The following is a 17,330-nucleotide window of genomic DNA, read 5'->3' as shown; positions in this document are numbered from 1 at the left end:
TCACCTAAAACGGATGGTATGTAGCTTGAGTTTTCTAAATAGTTACTTAAAGGGAAAGTCGAAAATTAATCTAATTTAAAATAACGTAGAGAGAGGGATTTCATGGTTCAAGTTGGTATTATAATGGGAAGTATTTCGGATTGGGAAACGATGAAACATGCTTGTAATGTTCTCGAGCAGTTAGAAATTCCATATGAAAAGGATGTTATATCTGCTCACCGTACGCCGGATAAAATGTTTGATTATGCTAAGTCGGCACGAGGCCGCGGGCTAAAGGTAATCATTGCTGGTGCTGGTGGGGCAGCTCATTTACCTGGCATGGTGGCTTCTCAAACTACTCTGCCAGTTATTGGCGTTCCTGTTCAGACGAAAACATTAAATGGACTTGATTCCTTGTTATCCATTGTTCAAATGCCAGGTGGTGTTCCAACAGCAACGGTAGCGATTGGAAAAGCCGGCGCTACGAATGCAGGTGTTCTAGCTGCCCAAATTTTAGGAACATTTGATGAAAAAGTTGCAGAAAAGCTTCAAAAATATCGCGAGGAAATGCAAGATAAAGTGGCAGAAATGAGGGAAGAACTTGCAAACAAATAAAACAATCATTCCAGCACAAACAATAGGTATTATTGGTGGCGGTCAGTTAGGAAGAATGATGGCGATGGAAGCACGTTATATGGGGTATAAAATTGCTGTACTAGATCCAACCCCTAATTGTCCTACTGCTCAAGTGGCTGACGTTCAAATTACGGCACCTTATGATGATATGGATGCCATCAAGCAATTGACCGATATAAGTGATGTGATTACGTATGAATTCGAAAATGTAGACCTTGAAGCAGCGACTTACATCGAAAGTAAAGGGAAACTTCCACAAGGTGCTTACGCTCTGGAAGTGACGCAAAATCGTGAAAAAGAAAAAACTTTAATGAGAAATTTGAATTTATCTACACCAAGATTTGCTATTGTGAGAAATGCTGAGGACTGTAAGCAGATTTTAAAAGGATTCACTTATCCTGCAGTTATTAAAACATGTCGTGGAGGTTATGACGGTAAGGGACAGTTGAAGTTAAATTCTGAAGCTGATTTAGAGGAAGCTTTAGATTTTGCTGAAAAAAATGGACATTGCATTATTGAAGATTGGATCACCTTCGATAAGGAAATCTCTGTTATTTTCACAAGATCTGTATCAGGCGATATGACGTACTTCCCTATTTCTGAAAACGAACATCGACAACATATTCTCTATAAAACTACTGTTCCGGCTGATATCAATCTTGATCTTCAACTAAAGGCAAATGAAGCGGCTCGTATCCTAGCAGAAGACATGAATATTGTAGGTACTTTTGCAATTGAAATGTTTGTCAAAGGGGATGAAATTTATTTAAATGAGATGGCTCCAAGACCGCATAATTCGGGACATTATACGATTGAAGCATGTAATATTTCACAGTTTGGGCAACACATCCGTGCTATTTGTGGATTGCCTTTAGTGAAAATTAGACAATTAAAACCAGCAATTATGGTGAATATTCTTGGTGAGAATATGAAGAAATTATTGCAAGTCATTCCAAAAAATGATGTCGGTTTTGTACACCTTTATGGTAAGGAAGAAGCAAAGGAAAAACGAAAAATGGGTCATATTACGTTTATAGGAGATACGTTAGACGAGATATTGGCTCAGATGGGGAAATTCAAGGAAGCAATTCATAAATAACGGTTTACGAGAGAATACAGCATATTAGGACATATGGAGGGGAAAGCAAATGACTAACCATACAATCAAACCTGAACAAATTGAAGAAGATAAAATCTACCAGGAAATGGGCTTAACAGATGCTGAATTTAGACTTGTTAAGGATAAGATGAACCGTTTACCAAATTATACAGAAACAAGCATTTTTTCCGTTATGTGGTCGGAGCATTGTAGCTATAAAACATCAAAGCCCCTATTAAGAAAGTTCCCGACAGTAGGCGAACATGTTCTGCAAGGTCCGGGTGAAGGTGCTGGTGTTGTTGATATCGGTGATAATCAAGCAGTTGTGTTTAAAATTGAAAGTCATAATAGTCCATCGGCAGTAGAACCGTTTGAAGGCTCGGCGACTGGTGTAGGCGGAATTCTGCGTGATGTTTTCTCTATGGGTGCTAAACCAATTGCTTCATTAAATTCTCTGCGCTTTGGAAATTTAGATAAAGATCATACTAAATGGCTTTTCAGTGAAGCTGTAAGAGGAATCGCTAGTTACGGGAATGTAGTTGATGTTCCAACTGTTGGTGGTGAAGTACAGTTTGATGAAACCTATGAAGAAAATCCGTTGGTGAATGCAATGGTTGTTGGTTTAGTTAACCATGATGACGTACAAAAAGGGGTAGCAGCAGGTGTAGGAAATACAGTAATCTATGCAGGTGGAGACACAGGAAGAGATGGAATTCATGGTGCCACATTCTCTTCTGATGTAGTAGAAAGTGAAAAGGATAATAGCTCATCCGTAGCAATTGGTGATCCAAAAATAGGGAAAAAATTAATTGCGGCTTGCTTAGAGGTTATTCATTCTGATGCACTTGTTGGCATTCAAGATATGGGAGCTGCTGGACTTACATCTTCTGCAAGTGAGATGGCAGCAAAAGCGGGTACCGGATTAGTAATGAATCTTGATCTTGTTCCACAACGTGAGGAAAATATGGATGCGTATGAAATCATGCTATCAGAGTCACAAGAAAGAATGCTCTTAGTCGTTAAAAAAGGAAAAGAACAGGAAATCCTTGATATTTTTAAAAAGCACGATGTCGATGCTGTAGCAATCGGTGAAGTAATCGAGGAACAACTTTTCCGAATTGAGCAGCATGGTGAAATCCAAGCTGAAATTCCAGTTGCGGCATTAACAGATGAAGCACCTGTTTATGAACTTCCTACGAAGGAAGCAGCTTATTATACAGAATTTCAAGCACAAGAAGAAAACGTTCCAGCAGTAGATAATCATCAAAAGATGCTTCAAACCTTATTGAAACAGCCAACAATTGCATCGAAGGAATGGGCTTATACACAATATGATGCAAAGGCGCAGGGCAATACGTTGGTCGGACCGGGATCAGATGCAGCCATCGTTCAAATCGAAGGAACGGATAAAGCAATTGCAATGACAACCGATTGTAATTCTCGCTATATATACTTGGATCCAAAAGTTGGCGGCAGTATAGCAGTTGCGGAAGCAAGCAGAAATATTATTTGCTCAGGTGCTACTCCATTAGCTATTACGGACGGGCTTAACTATGGAAACCCAACAAACCCAGAAACATTCTGGCAAATGGAACAAAGTATCGAAGGGATTCGTGAAGCTTGTTTACAATTAGAAACACCGGTTATTAGTGGTAATGTTTCACTTTATAATGAATCAAAAGGGCAAGCGATTATGCCTACACCGATTATCGGGATGGTTGGTTTATTGAAAACAACAGAACATGTAACAGCAAATCATTTTCAATCAGCTGATGATGTTATTTATCTCGTTGGAGAAACAAAAGTGGAATTTGGTGGTAGCGAGCTACAAAATGTTGTAGATGGTAAGTACTCAGGTAAGGCGCCAAGTATCAATCTCGGGGTGGAAAGTCGTCGTCAAAAACAAATTCTTGAAGCGATTCAAGCAGGTGTTGTTGCATCGGCACATGATATTTCGGAAGGTGGATTAGCTGTTGCCCTTGCAGAATCTACTTTTGGTACGAAAGGTTTGGGAGCAAAGGTGGAACTAGAAGGTAATGCAACCACTCTTTTATTTAGTGAATCACAATCCCGATTTATCGTAACAGTGAAAGCAGAAGATCAAGAGGAATTTGAAAGTATTGTGGACGATGTAAAACAAATCGGCAAGGTTACTACAGAGAGCACATTGCAAGTTTCTGTTAACAATGACGTTGTTATCGATGGAAATGTGAAAGAACTCGAGGAACTTTGGAGAGGTGCCATCCCAAGCTTGCTGAAATCCAAAGAATAAGTGAGGAATGTCCAGTGTTCGGAATTTGGGGTCATGAAAAAGCAGCAGAATTAACTTATTATGGTCTTCATGCTTTGCAACATCGTGGCCAAGAAGGAGCCGGGATTGTTGTAAACGTAGGTGGAGAATTGAAGGCCCATAAAGGTTTAAATTTAGTCAATGATGTGTTTAAGGATGTAGAATTTGACCAATTGCAAGGACGTTATGCAATTGGTCATGTAAGATACTCCACTCAAGGTCAAGATGGAATCGAAAATGTTCAACCATTATTATTCCATTCCCAAACAGAGAGCATGGCTTTAGCACACAGTGGTAATATCATCAATGCATACGAACTTCGTGGGCAACTAGAGAAGCAAGGCAGTATTCTTCAGACATCGTCAGATACCGAAATTTTAGCCCATTTAATTAAACGAGATGGTCAAGATATTAACGAAAGATCCATTAGTAAGGCATTAAATAAATTACACGGTGCTTATACGTATATTATCTTGACGAAAGATAAACTGTACGCAGCACTTGATCCACATGGTATTTTCACGCTATCTATTGGATTATTAGGAGATTCCTATGTTATTGCATCAGAAACATGTGCGTTTGACCAAATTGGTGCCACTTTTGTACGAGATGTTTTACCAGGAGAATTAATTACAATTGATAATAATGGTTTAAAATCATCCAGATTCGCCAAACAAGAAAAGCGCACTTTGTGTGCAATGGAATATGTGTACTTATCTAGACCAGATAGTAATGAAAATTATGTGAATGTTCATGCTTCACGTAAACAAATGGGAAAAGAGTTAGCTAAAGAGGCACCTGCCCCTACAAATGCAGATATTGTCATTGGGGTACCAGACTCAAGTATCTCGGCTGCTATTGGTTTTGCTGAAGAAAGTGGTTTACCTTATGAAATGGGTATTATTAAGAACCGTTATGTTGGTAGAACATTTATTAAGCCTTCGCAGGAGCTACGAGAACAAGGCGTAAAAATGAAACTTTCTCCAGTTCGCGGGATTATTGAAGGAAAAAGGGTCATTATGATTGATGATTCCATTGTCCGTGGAACAACGAGTAAACGTATTGTTCAAATGCTAAAAGATGCTGGAGCAAAAGAAGTGCATGTTCGTATTGCTTCTCCTTCCATTGAGCATCCATGTTACTACGGAATAGATATGTCAACATATGAGGAGTTAATCGCTGCTAACCATACTGCTGGTGAAATTGCAGAAATTATCGGAGCGGACAGTATTGCATTTTTATCAGAAGATGGGTTAGAAAAGGCAGTATTGAAAGATCGTTCTATTAACCAAGGATTATGCACAGCATGTATGTCTGGCGGTTATCCTATAAAGGAGAAAGAAGAAAAAAATTTTCATTTCGTGTGATTTAGAAATAAGGAAGGATGGTTTCGGCCGTCCTATTCTAATCTGAATATGAATATCTAGAGGATGTGTAAAATCAACGATGTCAGATGTATATAAACAAGCTGGAGTAGATGTAGAAAAAGGGTATGAAGCAGTGGAACGTATGAAAAAGCATATTGCAAAAACGACACGTCCCGAAGTATTAGGTGGAATTGGGGCATTTGCGGGGCTTTTTGATTTATCCAACTTTAACTATAAAGAACCAGTCATGGTTTCAGGAACAGATGGTGTTGGAACGAAATTAAAACTTGCATTTCAATTAAATAAACATGATTCTGTTGGGATCGATTTAGTTGCCATGTGTGTGAATGATATTGTTGCTCAAGGTGCACAAGCCTTATTTTTCCTAGATTATATTGCATGTGGAAAAAATGATCCCGAACGTATTGAGCAAATTGTAGCAGGGGTATCGAATGGTTGCGTGAATGCTGGAGCAGCACTTATCGGTGGAGAAACAGCAGAAATGCCTGGTATGTACAATGATGAAGAGTATGATTTAGCAGGATTTGTTGTTGGTATAGCGGAAAAATCTAAATTGATTACTGGAGAGGCGATTCAAGAAGGAGATGCTATTATTGGTCTTGCATCAAGTGGTATCCACTCGAATGGTTATTCTTTAGTGAGAAAATTAGTAGAAGGTTTAGATTTGAATGAAACACCTGAAGAATTATCAAAGTCTTTGGGAGAAACGCTACTCACTCCAACCAAAATCTATGCAAAGTCAGTTGCTAGAGTAATAGATAAACATGAAATCAGAGGGATTTCCCATATTACTGGTGGCGGATTTTTCGAAAACTTTCCAAGAATGATGCCTAAAGGATTAGGGGTAGAAATTGTATCGAATAGCTGGGAAGTACCTGAAATTTTTCCTTATTTACAAAAGCTCGGCTCTATTCCAGATGCAGAAATGTATGGTGTATTTAATATGGGTGTTGGTATGGCCTTAGTTGTAGAACAAGGTAAGGTAGAAAATGTACTCTCTATCCTTCAAGAAAATGGAGAAAAGGCATCTGTAATTGGTAAAGTTATAGCCGATGAAGGGGTGCATTTCCAATCATGAGTAAAAGAAATGCAGCCATTTTTGCCTCTGGTACAGGTAGTAATTTTGAGGCGATAATGGAAGCTGGTGATCTTTCGTGTGACATTGTCCTACTTATTTGTGATAAGCCTAAAGCAACTGTTATTCAAAAAGCAGAAAAATACCAAGTTCCTACTTTTGTCTTTAACCCAAAAGATTATGGTTCTAAAGAGGAATATGAAAAAGTATTAGTTGAAAAGCTGAAAGAAGCAAATATTTCTTGGATTTTTCTCGCAGGATATATGCGTATTGTAGGCTCAGTATTACTTCAAGCGTATGAGGGAAGAATCGTAAACATTCACCCTTCCTTATTACCTGATTTTCCCGGAAAAGACGCTATTGATCAGGCATATCACGCTGGGGTTAAAACAACAGGCGTAACCGTCCACTACATCGACTCAGGAATCGACACCGGACCAATCATCGCCCAAGAAAAAGTAGAAGTAGAAGAAAACGAAACTCTAGAATCCCTAGAAGAAAAGATACACCACGTAGAGCATCAACTATATCCAAGAGTAATAAGGGAAATAGTAAAGTAGTATTCCTCTTATTGTTTTGTGATAATGCATAGTTTTCAATTAACAAAAATGATTATCCAATAGCTCAGAATAAATAATTGTCCTTGTTATGAACATATCTTACTGGAGGTAAGTGCTGTTGATTTTCGCTCCGGGCAGTCGCTTTCCGCGGGCACGGCTTCAGCCTCCTCGCGGAAAACCACCGCTGCGGGGTCTTCAGACACGTGCTGTTCCCGCAGGAGTCGACTGCCCTCCGCTCCAATCAACTATCATAAGAGAGCATTGCTGTGTCATTAAGCAGTAAAGAGATGTTATAACATTGCAAAGCAACATCTAGCGGAGGAAATACACGGAGACTCCTGCGGGAATAGTGACCTAAGTGAGACCCCGCAGAGCGTCAGCTCGAGGAGGCTCACGGGGCACCCGCGGAAAGCGTAGTGTATTTCCGTAGCGGTAGATATAGCACTATACATAATTCTGAGTAAAAGGATACTCATATTAACAAATTAAAAATGGAAGTTTTATTATACGCTCGGGCTGCGGACCCTGTGTATTATGGGGCTACTTCGTGTAAAGGAGTCCTAATAAACTGACATACTAGACAAAGTGGAGGGTTCAACTAATGAAAAGAGCACTAATTAGTGTTTCAGATAAACAAAATATCATAGAATTTGCCAAAGGTCTCGTAGAACTAGATTATGAGATTATCTCAACTGGTGGAACATTAAGCAAAATTCAAGAAGCAGGAATCCCGGCAAAAGCAATCGACGAAGTAACTGGTTTTCCAGAAATTATGGATGGACGAGTAAAAACACTTCACCCATTAGTCCATGGAGGATTACTTGCGAAACGCTCTAACCCAGACCATATGAATCAAATGAAAGAAAATAACATCGACCCTATCGACATGGTCGTCGTAAACTTATACCCATTCAAACAAACCCTTGAAAAAGTCGGCGTATCTAAAGAAGAAATCATCGAAAACATAGATATTGGTGGCCCAACAATGCTACGTTCTGCCGCAAAGAATTTCGAGAATGTAACTGTAGTGGTGGACCCACAAGATTATGAAGATATTCTAACTTCCTTAAAAGAAAATACACTAGACTTTGAAAAACGCCAAAAACTAGCCGCAAAAGTTTTCCGACATACAGCTAACTATGACGCAATGATTGCAGAATACTTCATGGGTGAAACAAATGAAGTGTTCCCAGAGACATATACCGTTACGTATGAAAAAGTTCAAGATTTACGCTACGGTGAAAATCCACATCAAAAAGCTGCATTCTACAAACGTCCAATGGTTAAAACGATGAGCCTTGCAGCTGCAAAACAACTACACGGTAAAGAATTATCTTATAACAACATTCAAGATGCAAATGCAGCGTTAGAAATTCTCGCGGAATATGGTGCGCAAGCTGCGGCGGTTGCTGTAAAACATATGAACCCTTGTGGAATTGGTGTGGCTAATTCCATATCTGATGCGTTTAACCGTGCTTTTGCTGCAGACCCCATTTCTATTTTCGGTGGTATTGTTGCGCTAAATCAAGAAGTAGATTTACCTACTGCAGAAAAACTTAGTGAAATTTTCTTAGAAATCGTTATTGCACCAAGCTTCTCTGAGAAAGCTTTAGAAATTTTAACGAAAAAGAAAAATATTCGTTTACTTGAACTACCAATGAACGATAAAGAGGTAGTTAACCACAAACTAACTTCTGTAAATGGCGGCGTGCTAATTCAAGATCAAGACAATGGGAAACTGCAGAAAGATGATTTAAAAGTTGTCACAAAACGCCAACCGACAGAACAAGAGTTGCATGATTTGTTATTTGCTTGGAAAGCAGTGAAACATGTGAAATCTAATGCGATTGTTCTAGCTAAAGATGGCCAAACCATTGGAGTTGGTGCGGGACAAATGAACCGAGTTGGATCTGCGATAATCGCGATCGAACAAGCGGGTGAAAAAGCAAAAGGATCTGTCATGTCATCCGATGCATTTTTCCCAATGCCAGATACCGTAGAAGAAGCTGCAAAAGCCGGTGTAACAGCTATTATCCAACCAGGTGGTTCTATCCGTGACCAGGATTCCATCGATGTCTGTGATGAACATGGAATTACAATGGTGTGTACCGGAATGCGTCATTTTAAACATTAAGAGTGGAGGACTTTGAAATGAACGTTTTAGTAGTAGGAAGAGGTGGCCGTGAGCACAGTATGGTACTTGAACTTGCTAAAAGCAGTCAAGTTACGAAACTTTACGTTGCTCCAGGTAATGGCGGAATGAAAGAACAAGCTACATGTGTTCCAATTGATGAATTGGATATGGATGGCCTTGTTTCCTTCGCGAAAGAAGCTGCAATTGACTTAACAATTGTTGGACCAGAAGCGCCATTAAACGAAGGGATCGCAAATCGATTTCAGGAAGAAGGACTAAAGGTGTTTGCCCCAACAAAAGAGGCAGCTCTACTAGAAGGAAGTAAAAGTTTTGCGAAGAAGTTTATGAAAAAATACAATATACCAACAGCAGAATATGAGACTTTTACAGATGTAGAGAAAGCGACAGCATACATTGAAGAAAAAGGTGCACCAATTGTTATTAAAGCGGATGGTCTAGCGGCTGGAAAAGGTGTCGTTGTTGCAGAAACAAAAGAACAAGCTTTAAAAGCAGTGGAAGATATGCTAGTTTCCAAAACCTTTTCTGAAGCGGGTTCTAAAGTTGTTATTGAAGAATTCTTGGACGGTCGTGAATTCTCATTAATGGCATTTGTTCACGAAAACAATGTATATCCAATGGTTCCAGCACGAGATCATAAACGGGCGTTTGATCATGATGAAGGTCCTAATACTGGTGGGATGGGTTCATTTGCTCCAGTTCCTGATATTACGGAAGAGCATATCGCGTATTCCGTAGAAAATGTTCTCCAAAAAGCAGCTGATGGTTTAATGTTAGAAGGAAGACCGTTTACGGGAATTCTTTACGGTGGTTTAATTATGACGGAAGCAGGCCCGAAAGTCATTGAATTCAATACTAGATTTGGTGATCCTGAAACTCAAGTCGTTTTACCATTACTAAAAAATGATCTCGTTCAAGTATTCGTGGATATTTTAGATGGGAAAGATCCTGAATTAGAATGGGAAGATGCGTCTTGTTTAGGTACTGTTCTTGCATCTGCAGGCTATCCAGGTCCTTACAAAAAAGGAGCAGTTATTCCGACTTTTCCAGCGGTGGAGGATATGTATGTTGTCCACGCTGGAACAAAATTCGAAGGGGATACACTTGTATCTGATGGAGGTCGTGTTCTATTAGTTGGTGCAAAAGCGGCAAACTTACAAGCAGCACACCAAAAAGTGTACCAAGTATTAGACTCTATGAATAATGACAATTACTTCTACCGTAAAGATATTGGTTTGAAATAACAAAACATGAAGCACAAGTGAAGCAAAAAGGCTCCTTGTGCTTTTCTTTATAGAACCCCTTTGCAAAATTTGTCAATAAGTATTAAGAAAACACTACTATAATAAAGGTTGATAGTATGGTAGAATATTAGTAATTATAAATTAATGGAGAGCTTGCCGATGTATACAAATGAAAATAAATGGAGAAGCCGTGAACTTAGACAACATGTTAAAGTAATAGACGGTCTAGAAGCTCCTACGCTTGTACTTAAAAATAGTACTTATTTAAATGTGTTTATAAAACAATGGATAAAAGCAAATATATGGATATATCGTGATCGGATTATTTATGTTGGGGATAACATGCCAGAAAAACTAGAACAAACGGAAGTTATAGATTGTGAAGGGAAATATCTAGTTCCTGGTTATATCGAGCCACATTCCCACCCATTTCTATTATCTAACCCAGAAGAATTAGCAATGCACGCTGCCAGATACGGAACCACAACAATGATGAACGATAACCTTATGTGGCATTTTTTATTAGACAAAAAGAAAGCGTTTTCCATATTGGAAGACTTTGATCACTTACCGGTTTCCATGTATTGGTGGTCCCGATTTGATCCACAAACTGCGGTGCAAGATGAGGAAGAAATCTTCAATACGGAAGACATGTTATCATGGATTTCTCATCCTTCTGTTGTACAAGGAGGAGAGTTGACTTCTTGGCCAAGCCTGTTAGAAGGGAATGACAGATTACTATATTGGATCCAAGAAACGAAAAGACAAAGAAAGCCGGTTGAGGGACATCTTCCGGGTGCATCAGAAAAGACGTTAACGAAGATGAAATTACTTGGAGTTTCTTCTGATCATGAACCAATTACTGGTCAAGAAGTAATGAGAAGGCTCCGTTTGGGTTATAATGTATCATTAAGGAATTCATCTATCCGTCCTGATTTATCTCTTTTAGTAAAGGAGATATTAAGTCTAGGACTTTCTAATTTTGATAATCTAACATTTACAACGGATGGACCAACACCTTTATTCTCAGAAAAGGGATTTATCAATGTCTGTATCGATATTGCAATTCAAAATGGAATACCTATTGAAGAAGCTTATCGAATGGGTAGCTATAATGTAGCTAGGCATTTTCAGTTGAGTGAGACTCATGGTAGTATTGCACCTGGCCGTATTGCACATATTAATATACTGGAAAGCAAGGAAGAACCTCATCCCATTAGCGTTCTAGCAAAAGGACAATGGATAATAAAAGACAATGAGAGACAAGAACTTTCTAATAAAATTAATTGGGAGAAATATGGGATTGCTCCACTGGACTTTGAGTGGGAACTTGGAGAGAAGGATTTACAGTTTTCCATGCCAATGGGATTGGAAATGATTAATAATGTGATCGTTAAACCGTATACGATTAATGTGGATATTACACCAGAACAACTTCCGGAAAATAAAGATGACGCCTTTCTTTTATTAATTGATAAAAATGGTAAATGGAGAGTAAATACGACGATCAAAGGATTCACGAATCAACTTGGAGCTATTGCTAGTTCCTTTACTTCGTCTGGAGACTTAATCTTTATTGGTAAAAATAAAAAAGATATTTTACTAGCATGGAAGAGATTAAAAGAAATTGGTGGAGGAATTGTGCTTGTTCATAAAGGAGAAGTACTTACTGACCTTTCACTAACTCTTGGAGGAATTATGTCGATGGAATCAATGGATGTTATAATAGAGAAGGAAAGAGAATTAACAAACTATCTCAGGGAATTTGGTTATCAATTTGAAGATCCCATTTATAACATACTATTCTTATCTGCTACACATTTGCCATATATTCGAATTACCCAAAAAGGAATCATTGATATTAAGAAGAATGAAATACTCTTCCCAGCTACAATGTGTTAACATATAATAGCTGGAGCTGGACGTGGTCGAGAAACATATAAAGGTGTTGGGATAATGAGAAAACTGGTAATATTCTTTCTCGTAATACTTGTTGGGTTAGTTGGATGTTCCAATGATACGGAACAAAATAAAGAGAAAGAAAACGTAGCAGAAGATGGAAATTTTAAAAATATATATCCTTTAACAGGCTTAGGAACAAATGAACCTGTAGATAACCGTGTGATTAGTGTAATGGTTAATAACCATCCAAAGGCTAGACCACAGACCGGTTTATCTCAAGCGGATATCGTTTTTGAACTGTTAGCAGAGGGAAGTATCACGAGATTTTTAGCGTTGTATCATAGCAATTTACCAGAAGTCGTTGGACCAGTAAGAAGTGCTAGAGAATATTATTTTGAATTAGCAAATGGCTATAATGCGCTATATGTTTATCATGGAGCGGCAGATTTTGTTAATGATATGATTGTTAATCGTGGTACTGACTTTTTAAACGGATCTATTTATGATAATGATGGCTATTTATTTAAAAGAGAGTCTTTTAGAAAGGCTCCACATAATTCATATTTGCAGTTAGGTGCAGTCTATGACGTTGCAAAGGATAAAGGTTATAATATTAAAGCAGAATATCAGGCTTTACCTTTTCTATCAGTTGATGAGATAGAATCATTAACTGGAGAACAAGCTCATCATATTGAGGTGATTTACTCTAATTCTTATTCATTTGCGAATGTTCAATATGACTATAATCAAGATTCTGGTAGTTATACGAGATCTAGTGATGGAGAGAAGACAGTTGAACTTCATACAGAAATACCAATCGAGGTAGAAAATATATTGATTGTAGAGACGAGTCATCATGTGATTGATGATGCTGGGCGTAGAGAGATTGATTTAGAATCTGGAGGAAATGCGTACTTACTGCAAAAAGGATTTATAAATAAAGTGAATTGGGAGAATCGAAATGGTAGAATTGTCCCGGTAAAGGGCGATGAAGAGATTGGGTTTATACCTGGTCAAACATGGATTAATGTTGTCCCAACAAAGCCAGGATTAGAGCAAGCAGTCAAGATTTCCAACGAGTAGAGTTAGATGAATGTTCAAAAGGAGGATAAAAAGGACCGAGAAGTTCGATGCGTCATTTTTACCGGACTTTTTGAACAACCTCTTAAAGTAATAAGTAGAAGATCAGGAGGATTTACTGTGCAAATAGATAAGCTAAGAGGAGAGCAACTTGATCAATTATTTGATGCAATTCTCTCTTTAAAGGATAGAGAAGAATGCTATCGTTTCTTTGATGATATTGCTACTATGTCCGAAATTCATGCATTATCCCAACGTTTACAAGTTGCGAAAATGCTAATGGAAGGAAGTACATATAATAATATCGAAAAAGAAACAAAAGCCTCCACCGCGACCATTTCCCGAGTTCGCCGTTGCATCAACTACGGGAGCGACGGATATAAAATGGTACTTGATCGAGTATTAGAAGAAGAAAAATAATCCATTGCCAAAAGGTAGTGGATTATTTCTTTGGGATAGAAACACTCGTAATCAAGCAGAAACGCAGTGAAATTCACAAGAGAATTTAATTTGTATATAAGGATCTGTTGTCGTTTCATCCTGAAATCAACCGAGAGAAGTGTTATGACGGCATAGTACCCTCGAAATTACCTCGTAGTCAACCGAGAGAAGCGTTATGACGGCATAGTACCCTCGAAATTACCTTGGAGTCAACCGAGAGAAGCGTTATGAAGGCACAGTACCCTCGAAATTACCTTGGAGTCAACCGAGAGAAGCGTTATGACGGCATAGTACCCTCGCAATACCACGAAGTCCACCATGGGAAGTTGGATTCTAATTTCAAGGTAAGATATCATTCCTATTATAGAAAAGTGTAGATGCTGACTCCCGCCTCCTGTAACCTATAGTTTTGTGAATTGTACTTTGAGACTGGTTACACAAAGCTCGTGGACTTTTTCATACCACTTCAAAAATTTCCACCACATAACTCTAAATACTGCCTATGTTTTTTGGTATAATGGATTAATGTAATTTGAAAGATGGAGGGATATCCTTTTGAAAACAAAAATGAACGAATGGAAGCATATTTTCAAGCTCGATCCTGCGAAGGAAATTTCAGATGAACAATTGGATATCCTCTGTACATCAGGTACAGATGCCGTAATGGTTGGTGGAACAGATGACATTACGTATCAAGGAGTAGAAGATTTATTAAATCGAATGAGTCATTATTCCGTTCATAAAATACTAGAAATATCTAGAATGGACGCCATTACAACCGGTTTTGATGATTATTTCATTCCAATGGTACTCAATTCCAAAGAAAAGAAATGGATGATGGACATGCATCATCAAGGAATTAAACAACATATGGACTATATGGACTATGTTCAACCCGTTTTTGAGGGGTATTGTATTTTGAATGAAGAAGCAAAGGCTTTTCAATATACAAACAGTATGCTTCCCGATTCAGAAGATACGTTAGTGTACGCATATATGGCAGAGGAAGTTTTTCACTTGCCGATATTTTACTTGGAATACAGTGGAAAATATGGTGATGCTGAACTTGTCAAACAAGTAAGTCATCAATTAAACGATACATTGCTTTTTTATGGGGGCGGGATTGAGAATGCCGACCAAGCAAAAGAAATGAAGCAATATGCAGATGTTATTATCGTTGGTAATAGTATCTATACCGATTTTGATAAGGCACTTGAAACGGTACAAGCGGTAAATGCTTAAAATGATGGAGGTGTAAAGATGAGTCAGACGATGGATGACTTATTAAGAGGGTTAAATAAAGACCAGCGAGAAGCGGTAAAAACAACAGATGGTCCATTATTAATTATGGCTGGCGCTGGATCAGGAAAAACAAGAGTATTAACACATCGAATTGCTTATTTAATGGGTGAAAAAGATGTGGCGCCACGAAATATTTTGGCCATTACGTTTACGAATAAAGCAGCAAGAGAGATGAAAGAACGGGTCCGCAGATTAGTTGGTCCGGACAGTGAGTATATGTGGGTTTCTACGTTCCACTCCATGTGCGTTCGTATTTTGCGAAGAGATATTGATCGGATTGGCTATAATAGCAATTTCACTATTCTAGATAGTAGTGACCAATTATCTGTTGTGAAACAAGTTTTAAAAAATAAAAATATTGATCCGAAGAAATTTGACCCACGTGCAATGATTGGGCAAATTAGTGCTGCGAAGAATGAACTAATTACTCATGAACAATTTAGTAAGAATGCTGGGAATTTCTATGATAGACAAGTGGCTGAGGTCTATGAAGGTTATCAAAAAATGCTTCAAAAAAACCAGTCACTGGATTTTGATGATTTAATTATGTTGACCATCCAGTTATTCAAGCGTGTCCCAGAAGTGCTAGAGTTTTATCAACGTCGTTTTCAATATATTCATGTGGATGAGTATCAAGATACGAACCATGCGCAATACTTCTTAGTAAAACAATTAGCTAGTCGTTTTCAAAATTTATGTGTAGTAGGGGATTCCGATCAGTCCATTTATCGTTGGCGTGGAGCGGATATTTCCAACATCTTATCATTTGAAAAAGATTATCCAACGGCAAAAACGGTATTTCTAGAACAAAATTATCGTTCAACAAAATCGATTCTACAAGCAGCTAATACTGTGATAGCTAACAACCCTGGACGCAAACCAAAAAACCTTTGGACAGAAAACCCAGATGGACAAAAGATTAATTATTATCAAGGTTCCACAGAGCAGGATGAAGCATTATATATCACAAATAAAATCCAAGAACTAACGAGACAAGAAGGGTATTCTCCAAATGAAATTGCGATTTTATACCGTACGAACGCACAGTCCCGTGCAATTGAAGATACGTTCGTAAAATCAGGGATTTCATATCAAATGGTTGGCGGCACGAAGTTCTATGATCGCAAAGAAATTAAGGACATGCTTGCTTACTTACGATTGATTACGAACCCAGATGATGATATAAGTTTTGAACGTGTCGTGAATGAGCCAAAACGTGGAATAGGGAAAACCTCTATTGAAAGACTAAGAGCTTATGCAATGATAAATGATCTTTCATTCTTCCAAGTGGTTAAGGAAGTTGATTTTACGGGAGTATCTAAGAAAGCCGCAAATGCACTAGCCGAATTTGGGCAGTTAATCGATACGTTATCCCAACAACAAGAGTTCTTAACAGCTACGGATATGGTTGAACAAATATTGCAGCGGACAGGCTATGAACAGATGCTTAAAAATGAGAATACACTTGAATCTCAGTCACGTTTAGAAAACTTAGAAGAATTTATGACGGTAACGAAAGATTTTGAAGCAACTGCAGAAGATAAGACATTGGTTGCTTTTCTTACCGATTTGGCGCTTATTGCGGATATCGATAAAGTGGATGAAGAAGATCCAGATAATGAAGAAAAAGTTACGATGATGACATTGCATGCTGCTAAGGGGCTTGAGTTTCCGGTTGTATTCCTCATTGGGTTGGAAGAAGGCATCTTCCCGCATAGTCGTTCGATAATGGACCAAGAGGAAATGGAAGAGGAAAGAAGATTAGCGTATGTTGGAATAACCCGTGCGGAGAAAATTCTTTTCCTTTCACATGCCAAGATGCGAACCTTATTTGGTAGAACAAGTATGAATCCAGTCAGTCGTTTTATTAATGAAATTCCTAAAGATTTATTAGAAGGTTTGGAACAACTGAATTCATTTACATTTGGATCTTCATCCTTTGGACAGAGAAAAGACACTTCAGCACCTATGAAACGAAAAGCAGTACGTATGCAGAACACAACTGGTGCTGAAAATGAAGAGTGGGCACCAGGAAATAAAGTGAGTCATAAAAAATGGGGTGTAGGTACGGTTGTAAAAGTACAAGGAGAAGGGGATTCCATGGAATTAGATGTGGCATTCCCAGCTCCAACAGGAATTAAACGTTTATTAGCAAAATTTGCTCCGATTACAAAACAGTAGG

General features: G+C 38.3%; 13 protein-coding genes. All 13 read left to right on the top strand.

From position 1 onward, the window contains the following. Positions 1–102 precede the first annotated feature (102 nt). The 13 genes from purE to pcrA all read left to right on the top strand — a co-directional run bounded on the left by purE (position 103) and on the right by pcrA (position 17,329). Entirely contained in the window at positions 103–594 is a 492-nt protein-coding gene (gene purE / locus A9178_RS15510; protein WP_068676907.1) for a 5-(carboxyamino)imidazole ribonucleotide mutase, read from the top strand. Further along, positions 581–1,714: a 5-(carboxyamino)imidazole ribonucleotide synthase gene (purK, locus tag A9178_RS15505; RefSeq protein WP_068676906.1), complete on the top strand. Its 1,134-nt coding sequence runs from the start codon at positions 581–583 to the stop codon at positions 1,712–1,714. Before purE ends, purK begins: the two co-directional genes overlap by 14 nt. A gap of 49 nt (positions 1,715–1,763) precedes the next feature. After that, the gene (gene purL, locus A9178_RS15500) at positions 1,764–3,986 is read left to right on the top strand and encodes a phosphoribosylformylglycinamidine synthase subunit PurL (protein WP_068676904.1); all 2,223 of its coding nucleotides are present in this window, start codon (positions 1,764–1,766) and stop codon (positions 3,984–3,986) included. A gap of 14 nt (positions 3,987–4,000) precedes the next feature. Then, positions 4,001–5,371 (top strand): amidophosphoribosyltransferase, encoded by a 1,371-nt coding sequence (gene purF / locus A9178_RS15495; RefSeq protein ID WP_231889865.1) that lies wholly within the window; start codon positions 4,001–4,003, stop codon positions 5,369–5,371. 79 nt (positions 5,372–5,450) lie between these two features. Then, positions 5,451–6,470, top strand: a complete 1,020-nt coding sequence (purM, locus tag A9178_RS15490) for a phosphoribosylformylglycinamidine cyclo-ligase (RefSeq protein WP_068676902.1) — start codon at positions 5,451–5,453, stop codon at positions 6,468–6,470. After that, a complete protein-coding gene (gene purN / locus A9178_RS15485) occupies positions 6,467–7,027 on the top strand; it encodes a phosphoribosylglycinamide formyltransferase (RefSeq protein ID WP_068676901.1) in 561 nt (186 codons plus the stop codon). Before purM ends, purN begins: the two co-directional genes overlap by 4 nt. Before the next feature lie 601 nt (positions 7,028–7,628). Further along, on the top strand, positions 7,629–9,161 hold the full coding sequence (gene purH, locus A9178_RS15480) for a bifunctional phosphoribosylaminoimidazolecarboxamide formyltransferase/IMP cyclohydrolase (protein ID WP_068676900.1): 1,533 nt from the start codon (positions 7,629–7,631) through the stop codon (positions 9,159–9,161). Positions 9,162–9,178: 17 nt separating this feature from the next. Beyond that, the gene (gene purD, locus A9178_RS15475) at positions 9,179–10,423 is read left to right on the top strand and encodes a phosphoribosylamine--glycine ligase (protein WP_068676899.1); all 1,245 of its coding nucleotides are present in this window, start codon (positions 9,179–9,181) and stop codon (positions 10,421–10,423) included. Positions 10,424–10,582: 159 nt separating this feature from the next. Further along, entirely contained in the window at positions 10,583–12,325 is a 1,743-nt protein-coding gene (locus A9178_RS15470; protein WP_068676898.1) for an adenine deaminase C-terminal domain-containing protein, read from the top strand. A 54-nt stretch (positions 12,326–12,379) separates the two neighbouring features. Beyond that, positions 12,380–13,408: a DUF3048 domain-containing protein gene (locus A9178_RS15465; protein WP_068676896.1), complete on the top strand. Its 1,029-nt coding sequence runs from the start codon at positions 12,380–12,382 to the stop codon at positions 13,406–13,408. 117 nt (positions 13,409–13,525) lie between these two features. Then, on the top strand, positions 13,526–13,825 hold the full coding sequence (locus A9178_RS15460) for a YerC/YecD family TrpR-related protein (RefSeq protein WP_068676894.1): 300 nt from the start codon (positions 13,526–13,528) through the stop codon (positions 13,823–13,825). A 588-nt stretch (positions 13,826–14,413) separates the two neighbouring features. Then, positions 14,414–15,088: a heptaprenylglyceryl phosphate synthase gene (gene pcrB / locus A9178_RS15455; protein ID WP_068677029.1), complete on the top strand. Its 675-nt coding sequence runs from the start codon at positions 14,414–14,416 to the stop codon at positions 15,086–15,088. Positions 15,089–15,106: 18 nt separating this feature from the next. After that, positions 15,107–17,329 (top strand): DNA helicase PcrA, encoded by a 2,223-nt coding sequence (pcrA, locus tag A9178_RS15450; RefSeq protein WP_068676892.1) that lies wholly within the window; start codon positions 15,107–15,109, stop codon positions 17,327–17,329. Position 17,330 lies beyond the last annotated feature (1 nt).

The sequence above is a fragment of the Oceanobacillus sp. Castelsardo genome, from assembly GCF_001659985.1.
Taxonomy (GTDB): domain Bacteria; phylum Bacillota; class Bacilli; order Bacillales; family Amphibacillaceae; genus Oceanobacillus.
This window is presented reverse-complemented; position numbering and strand designations above follow the sequence as displayed.

Excerpts from the sequence above, each read along its gene's own strand:
- pcrA (WP_068676892.1), top strand. The coding sequence starts at position 15,107 with ATGAGTCAGACGATGGATGACTTATTAAGAGGGTTAAATAAAGACCAG.
- purL (WP_068676904.1), top strand. The coding sequence starts at position 1,764 with ATGACTAACCATACAATCAAACCTGAACAAATTGAAGAAGATAAAATC.
- pcrB (WP_068677029.1), top strand. The coding sequence starts at position 14,414 with ATGAACGAATGGAAGCATATTTTCAAGCTCGATCCTGCGAAGGAAATT.
- A9178_RS15465 (WP_068676896.1), top strand. The coding sequence starts at position 12,380 with ATGAGAAAACTGGTAATATTCTTTCTCGTAATACTTGTTGGGTTAGTT.
- purH (WP_068676900.1), top strand. The coding sequence starts at position 7,629 with ATGAAAAGAGCACTAATTAGTGTTTCAGATAAACAAAATATCATAGAA.
- purE (WP_068676907.1), top strand. The coding sequence starts at position 103 with ATGGTTCAAGTTGGTATTATAATGGGAAGTATTTCGGATTGGGAAACG.
- A9178_RS15470 (WP_068676898.1), top strand. The coding sequence starts at position 10,583 with ATGTATACAAATGAAAATAAATGGAGAAGCCGTGAACTTAGACAACAT.
- purD (WP_068676899.1), top strand. The coding sequence starts at position 9,179 with ATGAACGTTTTAGTAGTAGGAAGAGGTGGCCGTGAGCACAGTATGGTA.
- purN (WP_068676901.1), top strand. The coding sequence starts at position 6,467 with ATGAGTAAAAGAAATGCAGCCATTTTTGCCTCTGGTACAGGTAGTAAT.
- purM (WP_068676902.1), top strand. The coding sequence starts at position 5,451 with ATGTCAGATGTATATAAACAAGCTGGAGTAGATGTAGAAAAAGGGTAT.